The 17,339-nt window shown below is 54.0% G+C and carries 15 protein-coding genes; 10 read left to right on the top strand and 5 right to left on the bottom strand.

Translation table 11 applies throughout. From position 1 onward, the window contains the following. Nucleotides 1-1,262: HAD-IC family P-type ATPase (locus PuT2_RS15235; RefSeq protein WP_371597021.1), on the bottom strand; the 1,262-nt coding region annotated here is incomplete at its 3' end. Nucleotides 1,263-1,638: 376 nt separating this feature from the next. Between PuT2_RS15235 and PuT2_RS15230 the strand changes: the two genes are divergently transcribed. Then, the gene (locus PuT2_RS15230; protein WP_093971851.1) at nucleotides 1,639-1,992 is read left to right on the top strand and encodes a hypothetical protein; all 354 of its coding nucleotides are present in this window, start codon (nucleotides 1,639-1,641) and stop codon (nucleotides 1,990-1,992) included. A gap of 493 nt (nucleotides 1,993-2,485) precedes the next feature. Here the strand turns inward: PuT2_RS15230 and PuT2_RS15225 are convergent, their stop codons facing one another. Both PuT2_RS15225 and PuT2_RS15220 read right to left on the bottom strand, forming a co-directional pair. After that, a complete protein-coding gene (locus tag PuT2_RS15225; protein WP_093971850.1) occupies nucleotides 2,486-3,082 on the bottom strand; it encodes a hypothetical protein in 597 nt (198 codons plus the stop codon). After that, nucleotides 3,075-3,299, bottom strand: a complete 225-nt coding sequence (locus tag PuT2_RS15220; RefSeq protein WP_093971849.1) for a hypothetical protein — start codon at nucleotides 3,297-3,299, stop codon at nucleotides 3,075-3,077. Before PuT2_RS15220 ends, PuT2_RS15225 begins: the two co-directional genes overlap by 8 nt. A gap of 781 nt (nucleotides 3,300-4,080) precedes the next feature. On the opposite strand from PuT2_RS15220, the gene PuT2_RS15215 reads away from it, so the two are divergent. The 9 genes from PuT2_RS15215 (at nucleotide 4,081) to PuT2_RS15175 (ending at nucleotide 15,500) form a co-directional block, all read left to right on the top strand. Continuing rightward, nucleotides 4,081-4,509, top strand: a complete 429-nt coding sequence (locus tag PuT2_RS15215; RefSeq protein ID WP_093971848.1) for a hypothetical protein — start codon at nucleotides 4,081-4,083, stop codon at nucleotides 4,507-4,509. 151 nt (nucleotides 4,510-4,660) lie between these two features. After that, on the top strand, nucleotides 4,661-6,973 hold the full coding sequence (locus tag PuT2_RS15210) for a TonB-dependent hemoglobin/transferrin/lactoferrin family receptor (RefSeq protein ID WP_093971847.1): 2,313 nt from the start codon (nucleotides 4,661-4,663) through the stop codon (nucleotides 6,971-6,973). A 29-nt stretch (nucleotides 6,974-7,002) separates the two neighbouring features. Then, nucleotides 7,003-8,091, top strand: a complete 1,089-nt coding sequence (locus tag PuT2_RS15205; RefSeq protein ID WP_093971846.1) for a hemin-degrading factor — start codon at nucleotides 7,003-7,005, stop codon at nucleotides 8,089-8,091. Then, nucleotides 8,088-8,924: a hemin ABC transporter substrate-binding protein gene (locus PuT2_RS15200; protein ID WP_093971853.1), complete on the top strand. Its 837-nt coding sequence runs from the start codon at nucleotides 8,088-8,090 to the stop codon at nucleotides 8,922-8,924. The genes PuT2_RS15205 and PuT2_RS15200 overlap by 4 nt, the downstream gene beginning before the upstream one ends. Before the next feature lie 62 nt (nucleotides 8,925-8,986). Beyond that, a complete protein-coding gene (locus tag PuT2_RS15195) occupies nucleotides 8,987-9,916 on the top strand; it encodes an iron ABC transporter permease (protein WP_254047032.1) in 930 nt (309 codons plus the stop codon). A gap of 11 nt (nucleotides 9,917-9,927) precedes the next feature. Continuing rightward, nucleotides 9,928-10,764: an ATP-binding cassette domain-containing protein gene (locus PuT2_RS15190; protein WP_254047031.1), complete on the top strand. Its 837-nt coding sequence runs from the start codon at nucleotides 9,928-9,930 to the stop codon at nucleotides 10,762-10,764. A 115-nt stretch (nucleotides 10,765-10,879) separates the two neighbouring features. Continuing rightward, entirely contained in the window at nucleotides 10,880-12,433 is a 1,554-nt protein-coding gene (locus PuT2_RS15185) for a diguanylate cyclase (RefSeq protein ID WP_093971843.1), read from the top strand. Between the two features lie 244 nt (nucleotides 12,434-12,677). Further along, nucleotides 12,678-14,075 (top strand): glutamate decarboxylase, encoded by a 1,398-nt coding sequence (locus tag PuT2_RS15180; RefSeq protein WP_093971842.1) that lies wholly within the window; start codon nucleotides 12,678-12,680, stop codon nucleotides 14,073-14,075. Nucleotides 14,076-14,345: 270 nt separating this feature from the next. Beyond that, nucleotides 14,346-15,500, top strand: coding sequence for a linear amide C-N hydrolase (locus PuT2_RS15175; RefSeq protein ID WP_093971841.1), 1,155 nt, complete (start codon nucleotides 14,346-14,348; stop codon nucleotides 15,498-15,500). A gap of 175 nt (nucleotides 15,501-15,675) precedes the next feature. Here PuT2_RS15175 and PuT2_RS15875 read toward each other — a convergent pair whose 3' ends face one another. Continuing rightward, nucleotides 15,676-15,873, bottom strand: coding sequence for a hypothetical protein (locus PuT2_RS15875; protein WP_158214065.1), 198 nt, complete (start codon nucleotides 15,871-15,873; stop codon nucleotides 15,676-15,678). A gap of 274 nt (nucleotides 15,874-16,147) precedes the next feature. Then, nucleotides 16,148-17,339 (bottom strand): carbon-nitrogen hydrolase family protein (locus PuT2_RS15165; protein ID WP_216820829.1); only part of this gene is annotated, 1,192 nt, incomplete at its 5' end.

Here is a 17,339-nt window from a genome sequence, read left to right as displayed (position 1 = left end):
GTCAGCGTGCCTGTTTTATCAACAATCAGTGTGGTTACCTTGCGCATGTGCTCAATGGCGGCAGCATCGCGAAAAAGTACCCCTTGGGTTGCCCCACGGCCGGTGGCCACCATGATGGACATGGGGGTTGCCAGTCCAAGTGCGCATGGGCAGGCAATGATCAGCACAGCCACTGCATTGACCAACCCGTAGACCCACCCCGGTTCCGGGCCCCAAAGCCCCCAAACGAAGAAGGTAAAGAGAGAGACCAAGATGACGGCAATAACAAAATACCCGGCTACGACATCAGCCATGCGCTGCATGGGCGCTCGTGAGCGTTGCGCCTGAGCCACCAATTGCACAATCTGCGAAAGCACTGTCGCCGATCCGACTTTTTCAGCCTGAATCACCAAGGCGCCCGATGTGTTCATGGTTGCGCCGATGACGTGATCGCCCACTTTTTTTCTGACGGGAAGGGGCTCGCCGGTCAGCATGGACTCGTCGATCAGGCTGGTTCCGTCCAGAACCACACCATCCACCGGAACTTTTTCGCCTGGACGAACGCGCAAGCGGTCTCCCTCGTGTACGTGGCTAAGTGGGATATCTGCCTCGTTGCCGTCTTTGTCAATGTGTCGGGCAGTCTTGGGGGCCAGCCCCAGCAGCGCCTTGATGGCTGCCGAAGTCTGTGAACGTGCCCGTAGTTCAAGCATCTGACCGAAAAGCGTGAGGGAAATGATGACAACGGCCGCTTCGAAATAAACTGCTACCCGTCCCATACTGAGAAAGGCTGCGGGGAAAGCTTGAGGTGCGACAGTTGCCGCAACGCTGTAAATATAGGCCGCTGCCGTACCCAAGCCGATCAGTGTCCACATGTTTGGGCTTCGGTTGCGGAACGACTGCCAGCACCGGATGAAAAAGGGCAGGCCGGCCCATATCACGACAGGAGTGGATAGAACGAGCTCCACCCAAGACTGAGTTTGCATCGACAACCAGTTCAGTTGATGACCGAACATGGCAAGGAAGGTAACAACGACCGTAAGGGGCAGTGTTCTCCAAAAACGGCGTGAAAAGTCGTCCAGTTCCGGATTGTCCTCTTCCAGGATAGGCATCAAGGGCTCAAGGCTCATGCCGCAAATCGGGCAATTTCCGGGTGTTGCCTGCCGGACCTGGGGATGCATGGGGCAGGTATATAGGGTTCCGGCCTCGGTGGGGGGCTGCACTTCCTGTTGGGCAGCCGCAGGATTTTCGTTCACTGGCTTGCCATTCCCGGGCGGGCGATGCATTCCCGATCGATGCTCGTGATGTCCTGAATGATGCTGGTGGTTTGCCATGGCCAAGTGCTTTCAAGTGCTTAACGAAATAGTCCGATAGCTGGCAGCGTTTGTTGTCGCGTCGGACCCCGGTTTGTTGATATGCATCTGGGTTTGATCATGACACAAGCCAGCGGTCTTTTCCTGACAGTTTGATTGCATAATGATTACATTTGCGTCATGACTGACGAATGTCGGTATTGGAGCGGCATGTTTTGGATTAGGCTAAGTCATGCTGATAAAAACGGCATCGTTAATCCGGTCAGATGTTTGGTGGGCTCCTATTCTTCGAAAGCGTCTGCTACCGACTAACCTCACGAGTTTCGTGACTCTATTTCTGGAGAATCGCATGAAGAATCGACATGTAGTTGCCTCGTCCCTACTGGTGTCACTTCTGACTGTCGCAGGCGTGAGCGCCGCGACCCAACATGGTATGCCTATGGACAGGCAGGCGCAGGGCGGCCCACCCGCGGGCATGCCTGGGGCCATGGGCGGGTCAATGCCCGGCATGATGATGGGCGAACGACAAGGGATGAGTGGCATGCATGGCATGGGCGGCATGATGGCGGGCTGCCCGATGATGGGGGGAGTGGTAGGTGTACTGACCCCGCAGCAACAAATGAAGATGCACGCCGAGATGATGCAGGCGATGGGTCAAATTATGGAGAAATATGCTGGGCAGGCGGGAAAAGGGTCCAACTGAACGACGTAGTCGTACAGTTTCAGAATACAGCGTCTGATTTTTAATGCTCGGCAAATGCTCTGGATCGTAACGAAGTATCTTTTGGAGGCCTGCCTAGTCTTGATGATTTTCCAAGTGGGAAAATGAAGCGGTCTGCTGCTGGGGAGATTTGGGTTACGGGGCGCCATCGCGGCGTCAGTGGTGCTGACTGTGGTGTGTTTTGCGCCGTTGGCCCGAATTTTGTTTTCTTTGGCACTGATCTACTGTAGTGCATCCGGATGATCCATCCGGGTTGGTTAGCCTAGGTTGGTCAGAGCTTTTTCAGAAACAGAAAGGCGTGATTGCTTTGTGCTCCGATACGATGACAAGCGTCCTTGACACCGGGAACTGCGCTGGAGTGTCGTCGTAACCGAGTCAACATGTCCTGTCTTATGTGCTCGCTGGCGCTGGTCCGGGGGTCTGCTTTGGTGTGGTGCGGACGTGCAGCATCGTTCCCTCTGCCACGCTATGACATCTATTGCTTCTTAATTGGCCGAAAGTAACCCTTGATGCAATCTCGGTTAAGAATCGCAATTTGCACATGGTTACGCCGATGAAAGCCTGCGCCGCTATAAAGTTCTTTGTCTTCTCGGAAGGGCGCTCGAACAGAGTCATAGCGTGGTTGGCCCCGCTCAAGGCGAATGCTGTGCAGTGCCTCAATAACCTGGCAATCCAATTCCCGCTTAAAGCGATCCTCACCACCGTCGTTGATGGGGAGCGCCAAACCCGCCTTTGCGTAGGCTGACTCAAGCGTTTTGTAAGCCTGTCCAACCTCATCCAGACCCGTTCGCGTTGTCAGGTCAAGGCGCAGGCCCAAATCTAAAATCGCCCCGACAACATCAGGGTTCTTTATCTTGGATTTTGGATTTCCATTTTGCGCCCACTCAAGGCCACGCTGGGGGTCATTTTCCCAAAAATAAATGCCATGGCCAAGCCATTCGAATTTACCTTCGGATTTCTTGAGATGGTCAGTGCCGCCCGAAATCAATTCGTCGACGGTCTTTTTTTCTGTGCCGTGAAAGCCTAAAACCTGTGCCGGACGAGATTGATAAAGCTTCCAGGGATTAGTCACGGATAAGTGTTCGGCGTTCGCCCGATTTTGTTAGCACCCCTAAGTCAATCAAAAACTGGCGAGCTGACTCTTTAGTAGCGGATACTTGTTTGCGGTGCTTGGCCATATCACGCAAGAGCGCCTCGCCAGCGAGGACTTTTGTCCGTGGCGTTTCAGAAGCGGCATTTTTAGCTGCTGAGCGTTTAGCTTGCGATGCGCTGTGCGATTGGGTTGCCATCTTTGACTCATTCCAATGAGATGCGGTGTGTATTGGATTATACATCTGTAAACAGCGAGTAATCCTTATATTGCCAAGTCAAAACAGAGGGTTAGCCGCCATGGTAGGTTTGCATTGGCTCTGAGGGTTGTAATTCACTGAGTAATTGAGCTGCTTAAGCAAATATCTTGAAGGGTAGTGCGTAGTTGTTCTGGTAGGTGGGGTGTTTTTAATCTTCAGAATATTCTTCACAGCGCCAATCATCCGATCCGTAGGTGCCCTTGCGGGCCATGCGCGTGTGCTGCGCATCAAGCCTGCTTTCGCAGTCTTGCCCCTAGGCGTTCCGTCTGGCGGGCTTTGATCCTTCACCCCTTCGCGTCTAACGACGCTGCGCGCTAACGCTTGCCCGCGGCCATTCGGCCGAACTTGGCTGGCAAGCCAGCTTGGGCGCTCGCCGCGCCGGCCGTGATCGACATGTGCACGGTTGCTGCATGCCTTGTCTTTGTAAGTCCCTCTCGCCCCTAAACACCGACGTGTATCACTGCGCGCCTGCACTGCAAGGGGCTTTCGCGGCATAAAGCCGGTCGCTGCTCTCCCTTTTTATTACACGACCCCTTTACGTTTGTCGCTACGTGATCCTGTACGGCACGGGCGGAGGAACTCACAGGACTGGCGGCAAAACGCACCACCTGAACCGCACAAATCGATACACGAAAACCTACGCATCGGGCTCCCGAATCTTCAGGCCCGGTCAGCACTAAAAACCACACCGTGCGTAAGCACTTTTAAAGGAGTAGTCACCATGGCATCAGTCAACAAAGTCAACAGTGCAGGTGATGTACAGATTGGCCGAGGTTTGATACGGCCCGAAGATCGGCAACGCGCAAGCCAACTGTCTAAAGAGCTGGGCCAGTCTGCGTGTCTGGGGTCGTTAACCGTACCGAAAACCCGCCTGGTTCATTCCGAGCGATTGGTTCGCCAACTCTCAGCCCACAAAGTCGGCATCGTGGCCGCGGATCTGGCCACCAAACCCACAATAGCGCTGGCGGTGCTGGTTGCCCAGTTGGCGCGATCTGTTCTCGGTACCGGCCACTTTGCTTATGGTGGGTTCGGCTTAGGCGTCACGCTGAAGCACGAAGACCTACGGGGTAACGCACCCGACTTTAAAGGCAGTAAGGCCGCAAAGGCAATGCACGAACTTCGTAGCCACTGGCTGAACGCGCTGGCCTAATGAGTAGTACGTGGTGTGAGTAGAAGTATCTTCGGTGTGGAAAGCGCGTCTGACGACGAAGCCTTTCCAATACACCTAAAAGTTTCTTGCAATCATTGAATAAGAATTGTTATCATTTCGCTTCTCATTAAGTTTATGTTGGAGCGGATTCATGAGTAGACCTTTTTCTGTCACGGTGGGGGTTCTGGCGGTGTTGGCCGCTACGTCAGCGTCGGCTGAGCCGTCCCTTGATACTACGTCGAGGTCTCAGGCAGAGAGTGGCAAAGCGGATGTTCGACAGCTTTCTACCGTTACTGTCAAGGGGGATCGTCAGGATGCAGCGTTACCGGAAGGGTCGACAGTCATTCGTCGCGAGCAGCTGGAGTCACGCGCGATTACCGGCTGGGAGGATCTGGGCAAGCGCGGTGATCCGGCAATTAACTTTTCGCGTCAAACAAAAAGCGTGAACATCCGCGGCATGGATCAGGACCGGGTGGCCGTGCGTGTGGACGGGATTCGTCTGCCTTGGCTGACCGATGGCGCCCGGGGTGAAAAAGGTGGCCTGGGCACCGTCAACTTCAGCGGGCTGTCGGCGATTGATGTCGTGGGAGCAGCGGGCGCTTCGCAAACGGGATCGCTGGCAGGGTTGGTTGATTTGCGTACGTTGGCGCCCGATGACTTGTTGCCCGATGGAAAACCGTTCGGAGCGCTGGTGAAGTCCGGGTATGACGGCGCCGATGCCAGCTGGAACACCGATGCCGCGCTGGCAGGCGAAATGCTTGATGCGCGAACTAAGTGGTTGCTTCAGGTCGGCTACCGCCGTGGCAATGCTCTGGAGAACCAAGGCGAGGTAGGTGGATATGGTCTCAAGCGAGAAAAAGCCAACCCCTCCAGTTACACCCAGCGCAGTGCAATGTTGAAGTTGCAACACGACCTGACGGTGCAGTATCGACTGATCTTCAGCGCGGAGACCTACCGATGGGAAAACGAGATTGATAACTTGCGCGAACAGGGGGGTGAAACCAGCTATCTGGTCGGACACAACGGGGTTGATGAGCGACAACAGCGAGATCGCTTGGTAGCCGGTTTTGATTTTCGGTCCGGAGCCAATATTGCTGCTGTTGAGCAGGGGCAGGTGCGAGTGTATTGGCAACGCAGTTCGGTCTCTAGCGAACAGTCAGGATTGCGCACCGTTGACGCCAGGGCCTCCATTGTTCGGGGCGACCCGTTCCGCTACGGTTTTCCTAGCGGTTACTACGCACGTAATAACTCAGTGGAAGAAAAGGGGTATGGCCTGACAACAACATGGTCGGGCACTGTGCCGACAGAGGCTATCAGAAATCATTGGCAGGCGGGGCTTGACGGGTATGTTTCGCGCACGACACAGGCGTCGGCAGGTGAAGACAATTGTCCTGTGATTCGCTCCGGGTTGGCCGCCCCATTCGGTCCTCGTTCGTGCGACCTGCTGCACAGCAATCAATCTGACGTGCCCGAAGTCGATGGCCGGCAATGGGCGTTATGGGCACAAAATGAAATGTCATGGGCTGACGGGCGGTTTGCCGTGACCCCTGCGTTGCGTTTTGATGCCTACCACTATTCGGCCCAAAGTACTTCGTCGTATCAGAGCAATCCCAATGCGGCCTTTGGACAGCTGGACAGCAATAGCGGTCAGCGGGTGTCGCCATCGATCAAGTTTGCTTGGCAGCCGGCGGAGCAGGCCAAGGTCTATGTGAGCTACGGCTATGGCTATAAGGTCCCTAATGCATCCCAGTTGTACATGAACTACGGGGCACCCGGCACCTATTTGCGCGTCGGCAATCCTGATCTGAAAGCGGAGGTGAGTCGGGGTTGGGAGCTTGGCGCCGAGCTGGGTAACCAGCAACTGGGCGGCAGCCTGGCGTTTTTCGATAACCACTATCGCGACTTTATCGACGAGAACGTGACATTGACTCCGGCATCTGCCGAGTGGAACCCGGCCTGGACGGGGCAGTACCCAATGGGCGTGACCGCTTTCGCCAATCGTGCGCGTGTCCGCATCTATGGTGCACAAGCCCGTATTCACGGCGAAATCAACCCGAACTGGTACGCCTGGAGTGCCTTAGCCTGGGCTAACGGAAAAGATCTGGATACGGGCCGTTATCTGAACTCGGTCGCCCCGCTGAAAACCATCGTGGGCGTGGGCTACAAGCAAAGACATTGGGGTGCTGAAGCCATTCTGACTGCTGCCAAGCGCCGCAGTCGGGTCGAAGACCCTGGGGCTGAATTTCAGGCACCAGGCTATGGCGTGGTTGACCTGACCGCCTGGTGGCAACCGTCCGGCGTAAAGGGTCTGCGTGTCCAGGCTGGGGTGTTCAACCTGTTTGACCGTACTTACTGGAGCGCTTTGAACGTTCCGCAGGCCGGAAGCGTGCGCAGTGCTGCACCGGTTGCCAGCTACACCGAGCCGGGGCGTCATGCCCGAGTCTGGTTGACCTATCAATACTAATTAACAATCACTATTATTCAGAGGTACTCATGTCAGGCAAACAAGAAACTTTTTCCGTTGCACCACTTTCCGCAGTGCTAGCGGGCGCCCCGAAAGGGGTTGAGTTGCGGGAGCGTTATGCCGCGTTGGCAGCAAGTCAGCCAGGGTTACGTCGTCGTAACATGGCCGAATGTTTAGGGGTCAGTGAACTTGAGCTGGTTGCGGCGCATTGCGGTGAGGTTGAGGCGGTCGCGCTGAAATCACCGCCGCAGGCCATTTTTCGTGAGTTAGGTCGTCTGGGACGAGTCATGGCACTGACACGCAACGATCATTGCGTGCACGAACGTCACGGGCAATACGAGGACATCAAGGCCGGTGAACAGATGGGGATTGTGCTGGGTCCCGATATTGACTTGCGCGTGTTTTTTTCCCACTGGGTGACGACGCTGGCGGTCAACGAAGCGGGGCGTCGCAGTATTCAGTTTTTTGACGCGGCCGGGACAGCTTTGCATAAGGTGTTCCTGACGGAGGCCAGTGACCTACAGGCCTACGGGGCGCTAGTTGAACATTTCGCCGAAACTGCGCCGAAGTTCCCGGAGGTTCGTTCCTTGGTGTCCAAAGCCTGGCCTGCGAATGGTTCTTTGGGCCAAGCGTTTCGCGATGACTGGCTAGCCATGAAAGATACGCATGAGTTTCATGGCCTGCTGAAGCGCCATGACGTAGCCCGTCTGTATGCTCTTGAGGGCGTCGGGTCAGACCTTGCGCAGCAGATTTCGAATGACCATGCCGAACGCTTGTTGACTGACGTTGCTGATCGCAATATTCCGCTTATGTGTTTTGTCGGAAATCACGGCATTATCCAGATTCACTCCGGTCCGGTGAGAGCCTTGAAGCGTGCCGGCCCCTGGTTCAATGTGCTGGAGCCTCATTTCAACCTTCATCTGAATACCACTGGGATAGTTTCAACTTGGGTGGTGAACAAGCCCTCGGAGGATGGCTGGATTACTTCGCTGGAGTGTTTTGATCGCCGTGGCGAGCTGATTGTGCAATTTTTTGGCGTCAGAAAGCCGGGTGTGCCCGAGTTGGCGTCATGGCGCTCGTTGTTGACGTCCTATTGCACGGTACCGTTGGCATCATGATGAGCTCCGCGAAACGTTTGTTGTTGGGGGTGTGGCTAGCCGCGGCCGCCTTGGCGATGCCCTCGGTCGTGACGGCCGCAGAGCGGCTGGTTACCCTGGGGGGGACCGTCACCGAAATCGTGTTTGCCCTAGGGGCTGGTGATCAGGTGGTGGCGACTGATGCTTCCAGTCTGTATCCACCGCAGGTCGTTGATTTGCCGCGGGTCGGGTACTACCGCAGCGTCCCGGTTGAGGGGGTGCTGTCGGTTAAGCCAGATCGGGTTCTGGCGTCAGAAAACGCTGGTCCTGCCGCCGCGCTGACACGCATTGCCGAACTGGGGGTGAGGGTTGATCGGCTAACCGATAAGCCAGCTCTGAAGTCGCTGTACGAGCGCATTCAAGGTATTGCGAAGGCATTGGATCGTTCGCAACAGGCCGATGCGTTGATAGAGAAGATCGATCGCGATCTGGCGCTCGTTACTCAGGCGCCCCAGGCGCCGCTGCGCGCGGTGGTCCTGCTGAATCGTACGGGATCGTACATGGCAGCGGGTGAAGGTACCGCCGCTGCAGCAGTGCTGGAACTGGCCGGTCTGCGAAATGCAATGTCGGCCGGAAAAGGCTACAAGCCGTTGTCTATCGAGGGTTTGGTGGCTCTCGACCCCGATGTGATCGTACTGACTTCGGCGACGGCAACAGCCGTGGGTGGGCTTGAGGCGTTCTTGCAGCAGCCTGCTGTCAAGGCGACTAGTGCCGCTGCCGCCGGCCGGATCGGTGCCGTCGATGATCTGCTGATTCTTGGAATTGGGCCGCGGGTCGCGCAGGCTGTTCGCCAATTGCGTGAAATGGCGCAATGATGCGGGTGGGGCGACGTTATACGCTGTGGTATGCCGGAACAGGGGCGGTGTTGATCTTGGTGATGATGGCGTCTCTCAGCGGTGGCGCCTTCGACATTCCGCTTGCCCGGGTCGGAGCGCTGATTACCGGGGCATCATCGGGTTCGGCCAGTGTGGAGGTCCGCATTTTATTTGAGTTGCGTTTGCCACGCGTCTTGCTTAGTGCCATTGTGGGAGCAGCGTTGGCAGCAAGTGGCGTCTTGATGCAGGCGCTGTTTCGCAATCCGCTGGCAGAACCGGGGCTCGTGGGAGTTTCATCTGGTGCGGCATTGGGGGCCGTCATCGCGATTGTGCTGTTCCCTGCAGGCGCGATGCTGGTGGGCGTCAGTGCTTTTCTGGGTAGTTTGCTGGCGACATCTCTAGCGTATGTCGTTGGCAGTCGCCAGCCAGGTATCGCTGGCTTGTTGCTGGCTGGAATTGCGATCAATACAGTGGCAGGTAGCCTTATCGGTTTGTTTACCTATATGGCTGATGACACACAGCTGCGTGACCTGACGTTCTGGAGCATGGGTAGTTTGGCGGCCGCGCAATGGTCGACCGTCGCATGGTTGGTGCCGTGGGTTCTTGTGCTGCTGGTTGTGGCTGGCATGCAATGGCGCATGTTGAACGCTTTGTTGCTGGGGCATCAAGAGGCCATGCATCTGGGTTATCAGCAAGAAACCTTGCGTCGTCGACTGATCGTCCTTACCGCCTTAGTGGTGGGGCCGCTGGTCGCCGTGACCGGGGGTATTGGTTTTATTGGTTTGGTCGTGCCTCATCTGGTGCGAATGCTGGTGGGTGCCAATCACCGTGTGTTGTTGCCGATGTCGATGCTGGTTGGTGCCGTGTTTCTGGCTGCCGCAGATTGGTGGTCACGGGTAATTGTGGCACCGGCCGAGTTGCCGATCGGGCTGGTAACGAGCTTGGTCGGTGGACCGTTCTTTTTCTGGTTGCTGAGTCGTAAAAAATGGTAGAGAAGTCTTCTGTGAAAGAATTCCAGCCCAACGTTAAAGCGCTCCGGGCCAATTCCTTACGGTTCGAGCGTGGTTCGCGCCGCGTACTTGATGGCGTAAGCCTGAGTTTGGAGCCGGGCGTTCTGGTGTCGGTGCTTGGTGCCAATGGTGCTGGCAAGTCCACGTTAATGAGTATTTTGGCGAATGAGCTTGAGGCAGAGTCTCTTGAGCCGGACACGTTTGCGGTTACGCTTGATGGTGAGGCGCTGCAGGCGCTGGGTGTTTTGCGTCAAGCCAGAAAGCGCGCTGTGTTACCGCAAATGCCCTCACTAGGCTTTGACCTGGCAGTACGTGAGGTCGTGGAAATGGGAGGGTATCCGTTTCCTCACCTTGATACTGGAATGCTTGAGTCCTTGTACTGGCGGGCGCTGGCGTATGCTAACGCAGTGGCCCTGGCCGATCGCCGCTACGCAGGCCTTTCCGGCGGTGAGCAGCAACGGGTTCAGTTCGCGCGGGTTGTCTTGCAGGTGTTGGCGGCACGGGCCAGTGATCCGCAGGCCGGCTTGTATCTGCTGCTCGATGAGCCCAGCGCAAGTCTTGATCCCAGCGCAGGTCGTGCGTTGCTGGCGGCGACCCGTCAGTTGGCACAGGATATTGGCGTGGGGGTACTGTTAGTGCTGCACGATGTCAATTTGGCTGCACTCTGGAGCGACCGTATCGTGTTGTTGCATGACGGAGGGGTTCTGGCAGTCGGTGCACCTTGCGATGTCTTGACGCCTGCAGCCATCAAGTCTGTGTATGACGCAGATGTCCAGGTGATTCCCCATCCGGTACATACAGGGACACCGTTGGTCGTTTTTAGCCGGTGAGTTGGTGAATGGCGACTATGCTCAGTAGGCTGCCTATCGGCTAATAGCTCGATGTGTTACAACCCGGCTCAATCATCAAAGACAGAATGGTTCTTGCCCGGCGAATAGCACACTTATGAAAATCGATCTTAGACGTTTAATTTTATTTCTTGCGCTAGCAAGCCTGTTGCTGACGCTAACGAATTCATTATTTGCTAGCTTTCGTGTGCAAAAGACGTCTTTGATTGACGGCACGCTTGAGGGCAACCACGCTTACGCTACGAAAATTGCCTCTAGCGTTCAAGAGCTATTAACTCTAGCCCAGCAGCAATTGCAGTATTCGGCAAAAGTTTTATCAACACAACTTGATGACGCTAAGGTGGTAGAGGCCGAGGCAAAACGACTTAAGCAACAGACCGATACCTTTAATTCTGTTGTTGTCGCGAACGACACGGGCTTGGTTTTAGCGACAGATCCTGATTTGGGCTTGATAGGGCGGCGGCTAAACTCCGAAGGCTCGATCTTGGCGCGTCAAGCGCGTGCGCCACTGATAAGCCCGCCTTTTGTGGCTCAAACAGGCAGGCTATTAATTATGGTGTCGCATCCAATCTTCGACAATTCAAACGTTTTTCGTGGGTTTATTAGTGGCACGATTTATCTGCAAGAAGCAAGCATCTTAAGTCATATGCTGGGTAAGCATTTTCACAAAGATGGCTCTTATGTTTATGTCGTAGATTCCGGTAGGCGCTTGATATCTCACCCCGACCCTGGAAGGGTGGGGGATGTTGTTGAAAACAATCCGGCAATTAATGATGTTGTTGCGGGCAATTCGGGAGCAACTGAATTAACGAATAGTCAAAATGTGCAAATGCTGGCCGGGTACGCCCCTGTGCCCGGAACAGGATGGGGAGTTGTATCACAACGTCCTCGAGAGACTGCGTTGGCGCCGTTAAGCGAGCTAATTTCTAAGGTGCTGCTTAACGCTTTGCCCATGACTATTTTTATTGTCGTGTTGATTATTTGGTCGGCACGGCTCATTTCTAAACCACTTCGCCGCCTCGCAGAAAGCGCAGCTGTGATCGATCGTCCGGAAACGGCGCGCGACATAGAAAATATCAGCGCTTGGTACTTCGAAACCGCTCACCTTAAGAAAGCACTGTTCACCGGTGTCATGTTGATGTATGGGAAGCTCAGCAAGGCCAATACAGCAGCAGAAACAGACTCTTTGACTGGTTTGGCCAATCGACGAGCCTACGACGCTGCGCTTGAGCTTTGGAAGGGTAATCAAACATCAGTAGCGATTATTGCTATTGATATCGATCACTTTAAGCGTATTAACGACACCTACGGCCATGACGCCGGCGACGTTGTATTAAAAGATCTGGCGTTGTTGATGAAGGCTTGTTCGCGCCGTGAAGACCTGGTTTGTCGAATCGGCGGAGAGGAGTTTTTGATATTGGTTCCAGATGCAAAATTGGATGCCGTGTCTGAAATGGCCGAGCGCTTGCGTAATACCGTAGAACGACACGTGTTTGATCATGTGGGCCACATAACAATTTCTCTCGGCGTGGCCATGGGGGCATCCCACGTTAGTGATATTGACGCTCTAGTAAAACTCGCCGACAAAATGCTCTATTTAGCAAAAAATAATGGTCGTAACCGAGTTGAGGTCGCGCAGCATCCTCTCTAGGCGCTATCTTTCATAAAGTAATCAATCTTAGACGCCGACGTAAGCTCCCCCAGTGAGTAGACGTTAGCCGGTAGAATTTCGGAGCCTCCCTGATATGGAGACTCCCTTGAAGAAAAGCAGATTTACAGAAAGCCAGATTGTTGCGGTGTTGAAGGAAGGCGAGGCCGGGCTACCTGTGGCCGCAGGTTCCGAACATTAGTCACAGTGGGTTTAATCAGTTTTTCTCGTTCATCAAAGGGATCTTATGCCATTACACGCCAAAGAAGATATACGCGACGATTTATATTCAGACGTTTATGCGTCTACCGATTTATCGGTATCCATGCCTAAGTACAAAATGCCCGAGAAAGAGCATGATCCGCGGCATGCCTACCAAGTCGTCCACGATGAACTCATGCTCGATGGAAACTCTCGCCAGAACTTGGCGACGTTCTGCCAGACCTGGGTCGACGAAGAAATCCATAAGCTGATGGACGAGTCAATCGACAAGAACATGATTGACAAAGACGAGTACCCACAGACCGCTGAGATCGAGGCGCGTTGCGTACACATGTTGGCCGATCTCTGGAATTCTCCCGACGCAAAAAACACGTTGGGTTGCTCGACAACCGGCTCGTCCGAAGCGGCGATGTTAGGCGGGTTGGCCCTTAAATGGGCATGGCGCAAAAAACGTAGTGCGGCAGGGCTTTCTACTGACAAGCCCAACTTGATTTGTGGTCCTGTTCAGATTTGTTGGCATAAATTCGCCCGCTATTTCGATGTCGAGCTGCGTGAAATTCCGATGGAAAACGGTCGGTTGATCATGAGTGCCGAAGAGGTATTAAAGCGTGTCGACGAAAATACGATCGGTGTCGTGCTGACTTTGGGTGTTACTTTCACGTGCGAGTACGAGCCGGTCAAAGCGGTGCACGACGCGCTGGATAAATTGCAAAAAGACACGGACCTTGATATTCCTATCCACGTTGACGGGGCTAGTGGTGGCTTTTTGGCTCCATTTTGCGCACCCGATCTGCAATGGGATTTCCGTCTCCCACGCGTGGTGTCGATAAACACCTCTGGCCATAAATTTGGATTGGCGCCGTTGGGGGTGGGCTGGGTAATTTGGCGTGATGCAGTTCACCTTCCCGAAAAGCTCATCTTCAATGTCAACTATCTGGGTGGCAACATGCCCACTTTCGCATTGAATTTTTCACGGCCTGGCGGTCAGATTGTGGCGCAGTACTACAACTTTTTGCGTCTTGGCAAGCAGGGCTACCGTCGTATTCAAAGTGCCTGCTACGACACGGCCCGTTATCTTTCGAGCGAGATCGCAAAGCTGGGCCCGTTCGAGATTTTGTTTGACGGTGACCCGAACAAAGGCATCCCGGCACTGTGCTGGAAGATCAAAGATGGCGTGAATCCTGGATTCAATCTTTACGATCTAGCCGATCGCCTGCGGGCCCGCGGGTGGCAGGTACCGGCGTACTCCATGCCGGCAAACCGCCAAGATCTGGTCATTCAACGCATTCTAGTACGTCATGGCGTTACGCGCGATCTGGCGTCTTTGCTGCTGGACGACTTCCGTCGCTGTCTGGATTATTTCGCTGCGCATCCCATTTCAGTACCGGGCGAGCAAGATGAGTCAGGCGGTTTTCATCACTAATGCTTATAGAAGGCTTCCCGGCATCTCTGTAGCGGTCTGATATGCTTTGCGCTGATAGCGGGCGGCAAATAAGGTTCTGCCAGTGCGCCAAGAAAGTGACGGACATAAAGAGCTGCTCCTTTGTGCTCGTGGGGCTATGTCTCTACGAGGACATCATTGTCTTTAGTTATGCTTTTACAAGGTGTTAGCTGGAGCTGGGCGATAAACGTCCTTTTTTACCCATGGGCAATCAAAACTGAGAAAACTCTGTTTCTCAAAAGGCGATATGAAATGAAAAGTATTGAGCGGCAGTGGAAAAAAATTGGTGCTGTGGCGCTGGCAAGTTTGTTGACGCTGCCGGCTGTGGGTCAGGCGTGTACTTCTTTGCTTTACAAGGACATCAATGGTGTACCTTACGCAGGAAGGACCATGGAGCTGCCCATGGAGCTTCCTTACGAAGTCACTTATTTTCCAGCCGGATACAAATTTGACTCTCAAGCGAAGGATCATCCCGAGCTACGCTTCGAGTCAAAATATGCATTTATTTCGGTGACTGTGCCTGATCCCCTTACTAAGCAGCTAAAGGTTGCTGAAGGGGTTAACGAAGCCGGCATGAGTTTTAGTTTGTTGGCTTACGCCAGCACTGATGGGCCACGCGATATGGTTGATAAAACCAGCGCGGTGCTGGCCGCGATCGATCTTGGCGCTTGGACGCTGTCGAATTTCAAAAACGTTGCAGAGGTAAAGGCGGCGTTGAAAGATACGCCGGTACTCGTTACTGCGCTACTGCCGTTGGGCGTTCTGAAAACGCCATTTCACTACACGTTGCACGATGCATCGGGTGCCTCGATTGTGATTGAGTTTTCGCAGGGTAAGCAAAACGTCATCGACAATCCGGTCGGCGTTATGACGAACGGCCCTGAATTTCAGTGGCATCAAACGAATCTGAATAACTACACTTTTCTGAGTAATAAAGATCAGTCAAAGACCACGTTTGCTGGTGTCACTTTCCAGCAGCCTGACTCTGGGATCGCGACCGTGGCGTTACCCGCCTCGAATACTTCGGTAGGGCGTTTTGTTCGTGCTGTTTACTATTCGCAATTTGCGGAAAAAGCAAAAACTGCTGATGAGGCGGTCCTGACGTTGTCGCATGTCATGAATAATTTTGATCGCCCACGAGGTATCACGATCGATGAGCGCTTCGAGGAAAGCGTTGTAAACATCGCCGCGCCCGCCGTTACGGGTGAGCCCTTGTATACCTCGGAATACACATCGTGGACAGCCTTGTCGGATCTTGAGCGACGTAAGTTTTATATTCGCAGCTATGGATCTATCAATTATGTTGATTTCGACCTGAATCAGCTTAAACAGCTAAAGATCCAAAAGTCGTTGCCTTTAAAGCAATTCGCAAAACAAGCGGGTAACGTAACGGCAGCCTTCCAATAAGTTTTCATAAGCGGCGCATTAACTCACATCATTCGTAAGTGCGCCACGAACCCCATGGTTTTCTGCGACGGCCGTCGGCGGTAAAGTTCGCGTGTCTCAGCGACCGGATTTGCGCAGCAATCCTGGCGAGACTTTCCAGAGCATCTCGTCGTCGGTGCGCAGACTCACCGTTTTCTTATTCAACCGCAGAACCGTGCCATGTTTTTCCCATTTGCTCGCGCAGCTGGGTCTCGACACGTGCTTGTGGATGGCGCTGGACATGTGCCTGAATATCCTGCATCAGGCGTTCAAGCCCGGGCGTCACCGTCACGCCGTACTTTGACGGATCGATTTGCGTCAAGGCAAGAATAGGGGTGGCGGGCGTTGAAGTCATGCCCGCCATTTTACTTTTTATGCCCTATGTCGTGGCCGCATAATGCAAGGTCTTATGCGGCTGATGTGCCTATAAATCGAAGCCTTCCAGCAGCCATTCCAACTCCTGCATCGTCAAGGTGCAGGTGGGCTGTTCCTGAGCCAATACCGGCCAGGCAGGGGGGATTACCTTTGTGATTTGTATAGAAACAGGAGGCGAACGCGCATTGGCGCCCGCCTCCTCTTGCTTTCATGTGGCCGAACTGAACGAGCAGTCGGCTCAAAGCGAACGGTTATCAGCTCTCTTTGTGGCCGTTGACCCGCTCATGTTGAACAAGCGGCTTTTGTAAAGACAGACCGGGGGCTTCCAGGCTATACGTTAAGCCAGGTCCGGTAACCTGCGATACTGAGGAGAAGACTTCCTCCGACTCAATATGTTTTCCTATATCCTTCAAGCGTTTGACGGGGGACTGCGCCTGGTTGTTGAACTGCAATGAAAAAACATCGGGCCGGGAATAATGGCCCACAGGGTCTGCGGCCTGTTTAGCCATCGTGATTTGTGCCAGATCGATCTCGGCGTAGAGGATCCCCTCCCCATCCGCAGGCATTCGCTCGGCTAATGGTCGACCGTCCGGTCCGAATATTTGAGCGAACCCTCCGCCATAGCCGATAAGCTTTTCGTGCATTTCGTTTTCGCAGAAAAACTCAAGTGCGGCTTTTCCCACAACCTGAGTCGAGCACAATACGAACGTTTGTCCTTCCATTGCGTACATTTGAGTGGCGACAAGCTGTGCTTCGGAACTGAAGGCGAATACTTCAGGCTGATATAAGGACATCCCAGGCCATGCCGCGATATGGATCTGTTCATGCATCGCGTACATTGCGTATTTGGTTGGGGTCTGGAAATGTTCCCAACAATTCAGAGCGCCGACCCTACCGAGAGGCATATCGTGAACTGCGATGTCCGATCCGTCACCTTCGCCATAGACAGTACGCTCTACATGAGTGGGTTTCAGTTTTCGTCTGTGGGAAACGATCTCCCCTTTTTCATCAATAATCAGTTGGCTCATGTAGAGACTGCCGCCGTCGCGCTCACTGAATCCGATCACCACACATATATTATTGTTCTCGGCAGCTTCCTGAATCCGGGTGATCAACGGGCTGTCAATTGGCAGGGATTGTTCATGATAGCGAGTGGCGAATTTGCCCATCCCCGCGAAGGGGCTGTCCAACCAGATGTGATATGGATATCCGGGAATAAAAACTTCAGGAAATGCGATGATCTGAGCGTTATTGTCGGCTGCTTCTTTTATCAGACCGATAGTTTTCTCGACGGTAGCCGCGGCATCAAACCAGACGGGCTCAGCTTGAACCGTAGCCGCTTTGAACTTATTGGTATAAGTCACCATAATGATTGTCTCCCTTGTATATACAGAAAGCTGATTTAACAGAACTGCCGCTTCAATTGTAAGCGGCTGGGGAACTACA

Source organism: Pusillimonas sp. T2 (assembly GCF_002236805.1).
Classification (GTDB): Bacteria; Pseudomonadota; Gammaproteobacteria; order Burkholderiales; family Burkholderiaceae_B; genus Neopusillimonas.
Note: the sequence above shows the minus strand (reverse complement) of the source record. Positions and strands in the feature narration are given on the sequence as shown.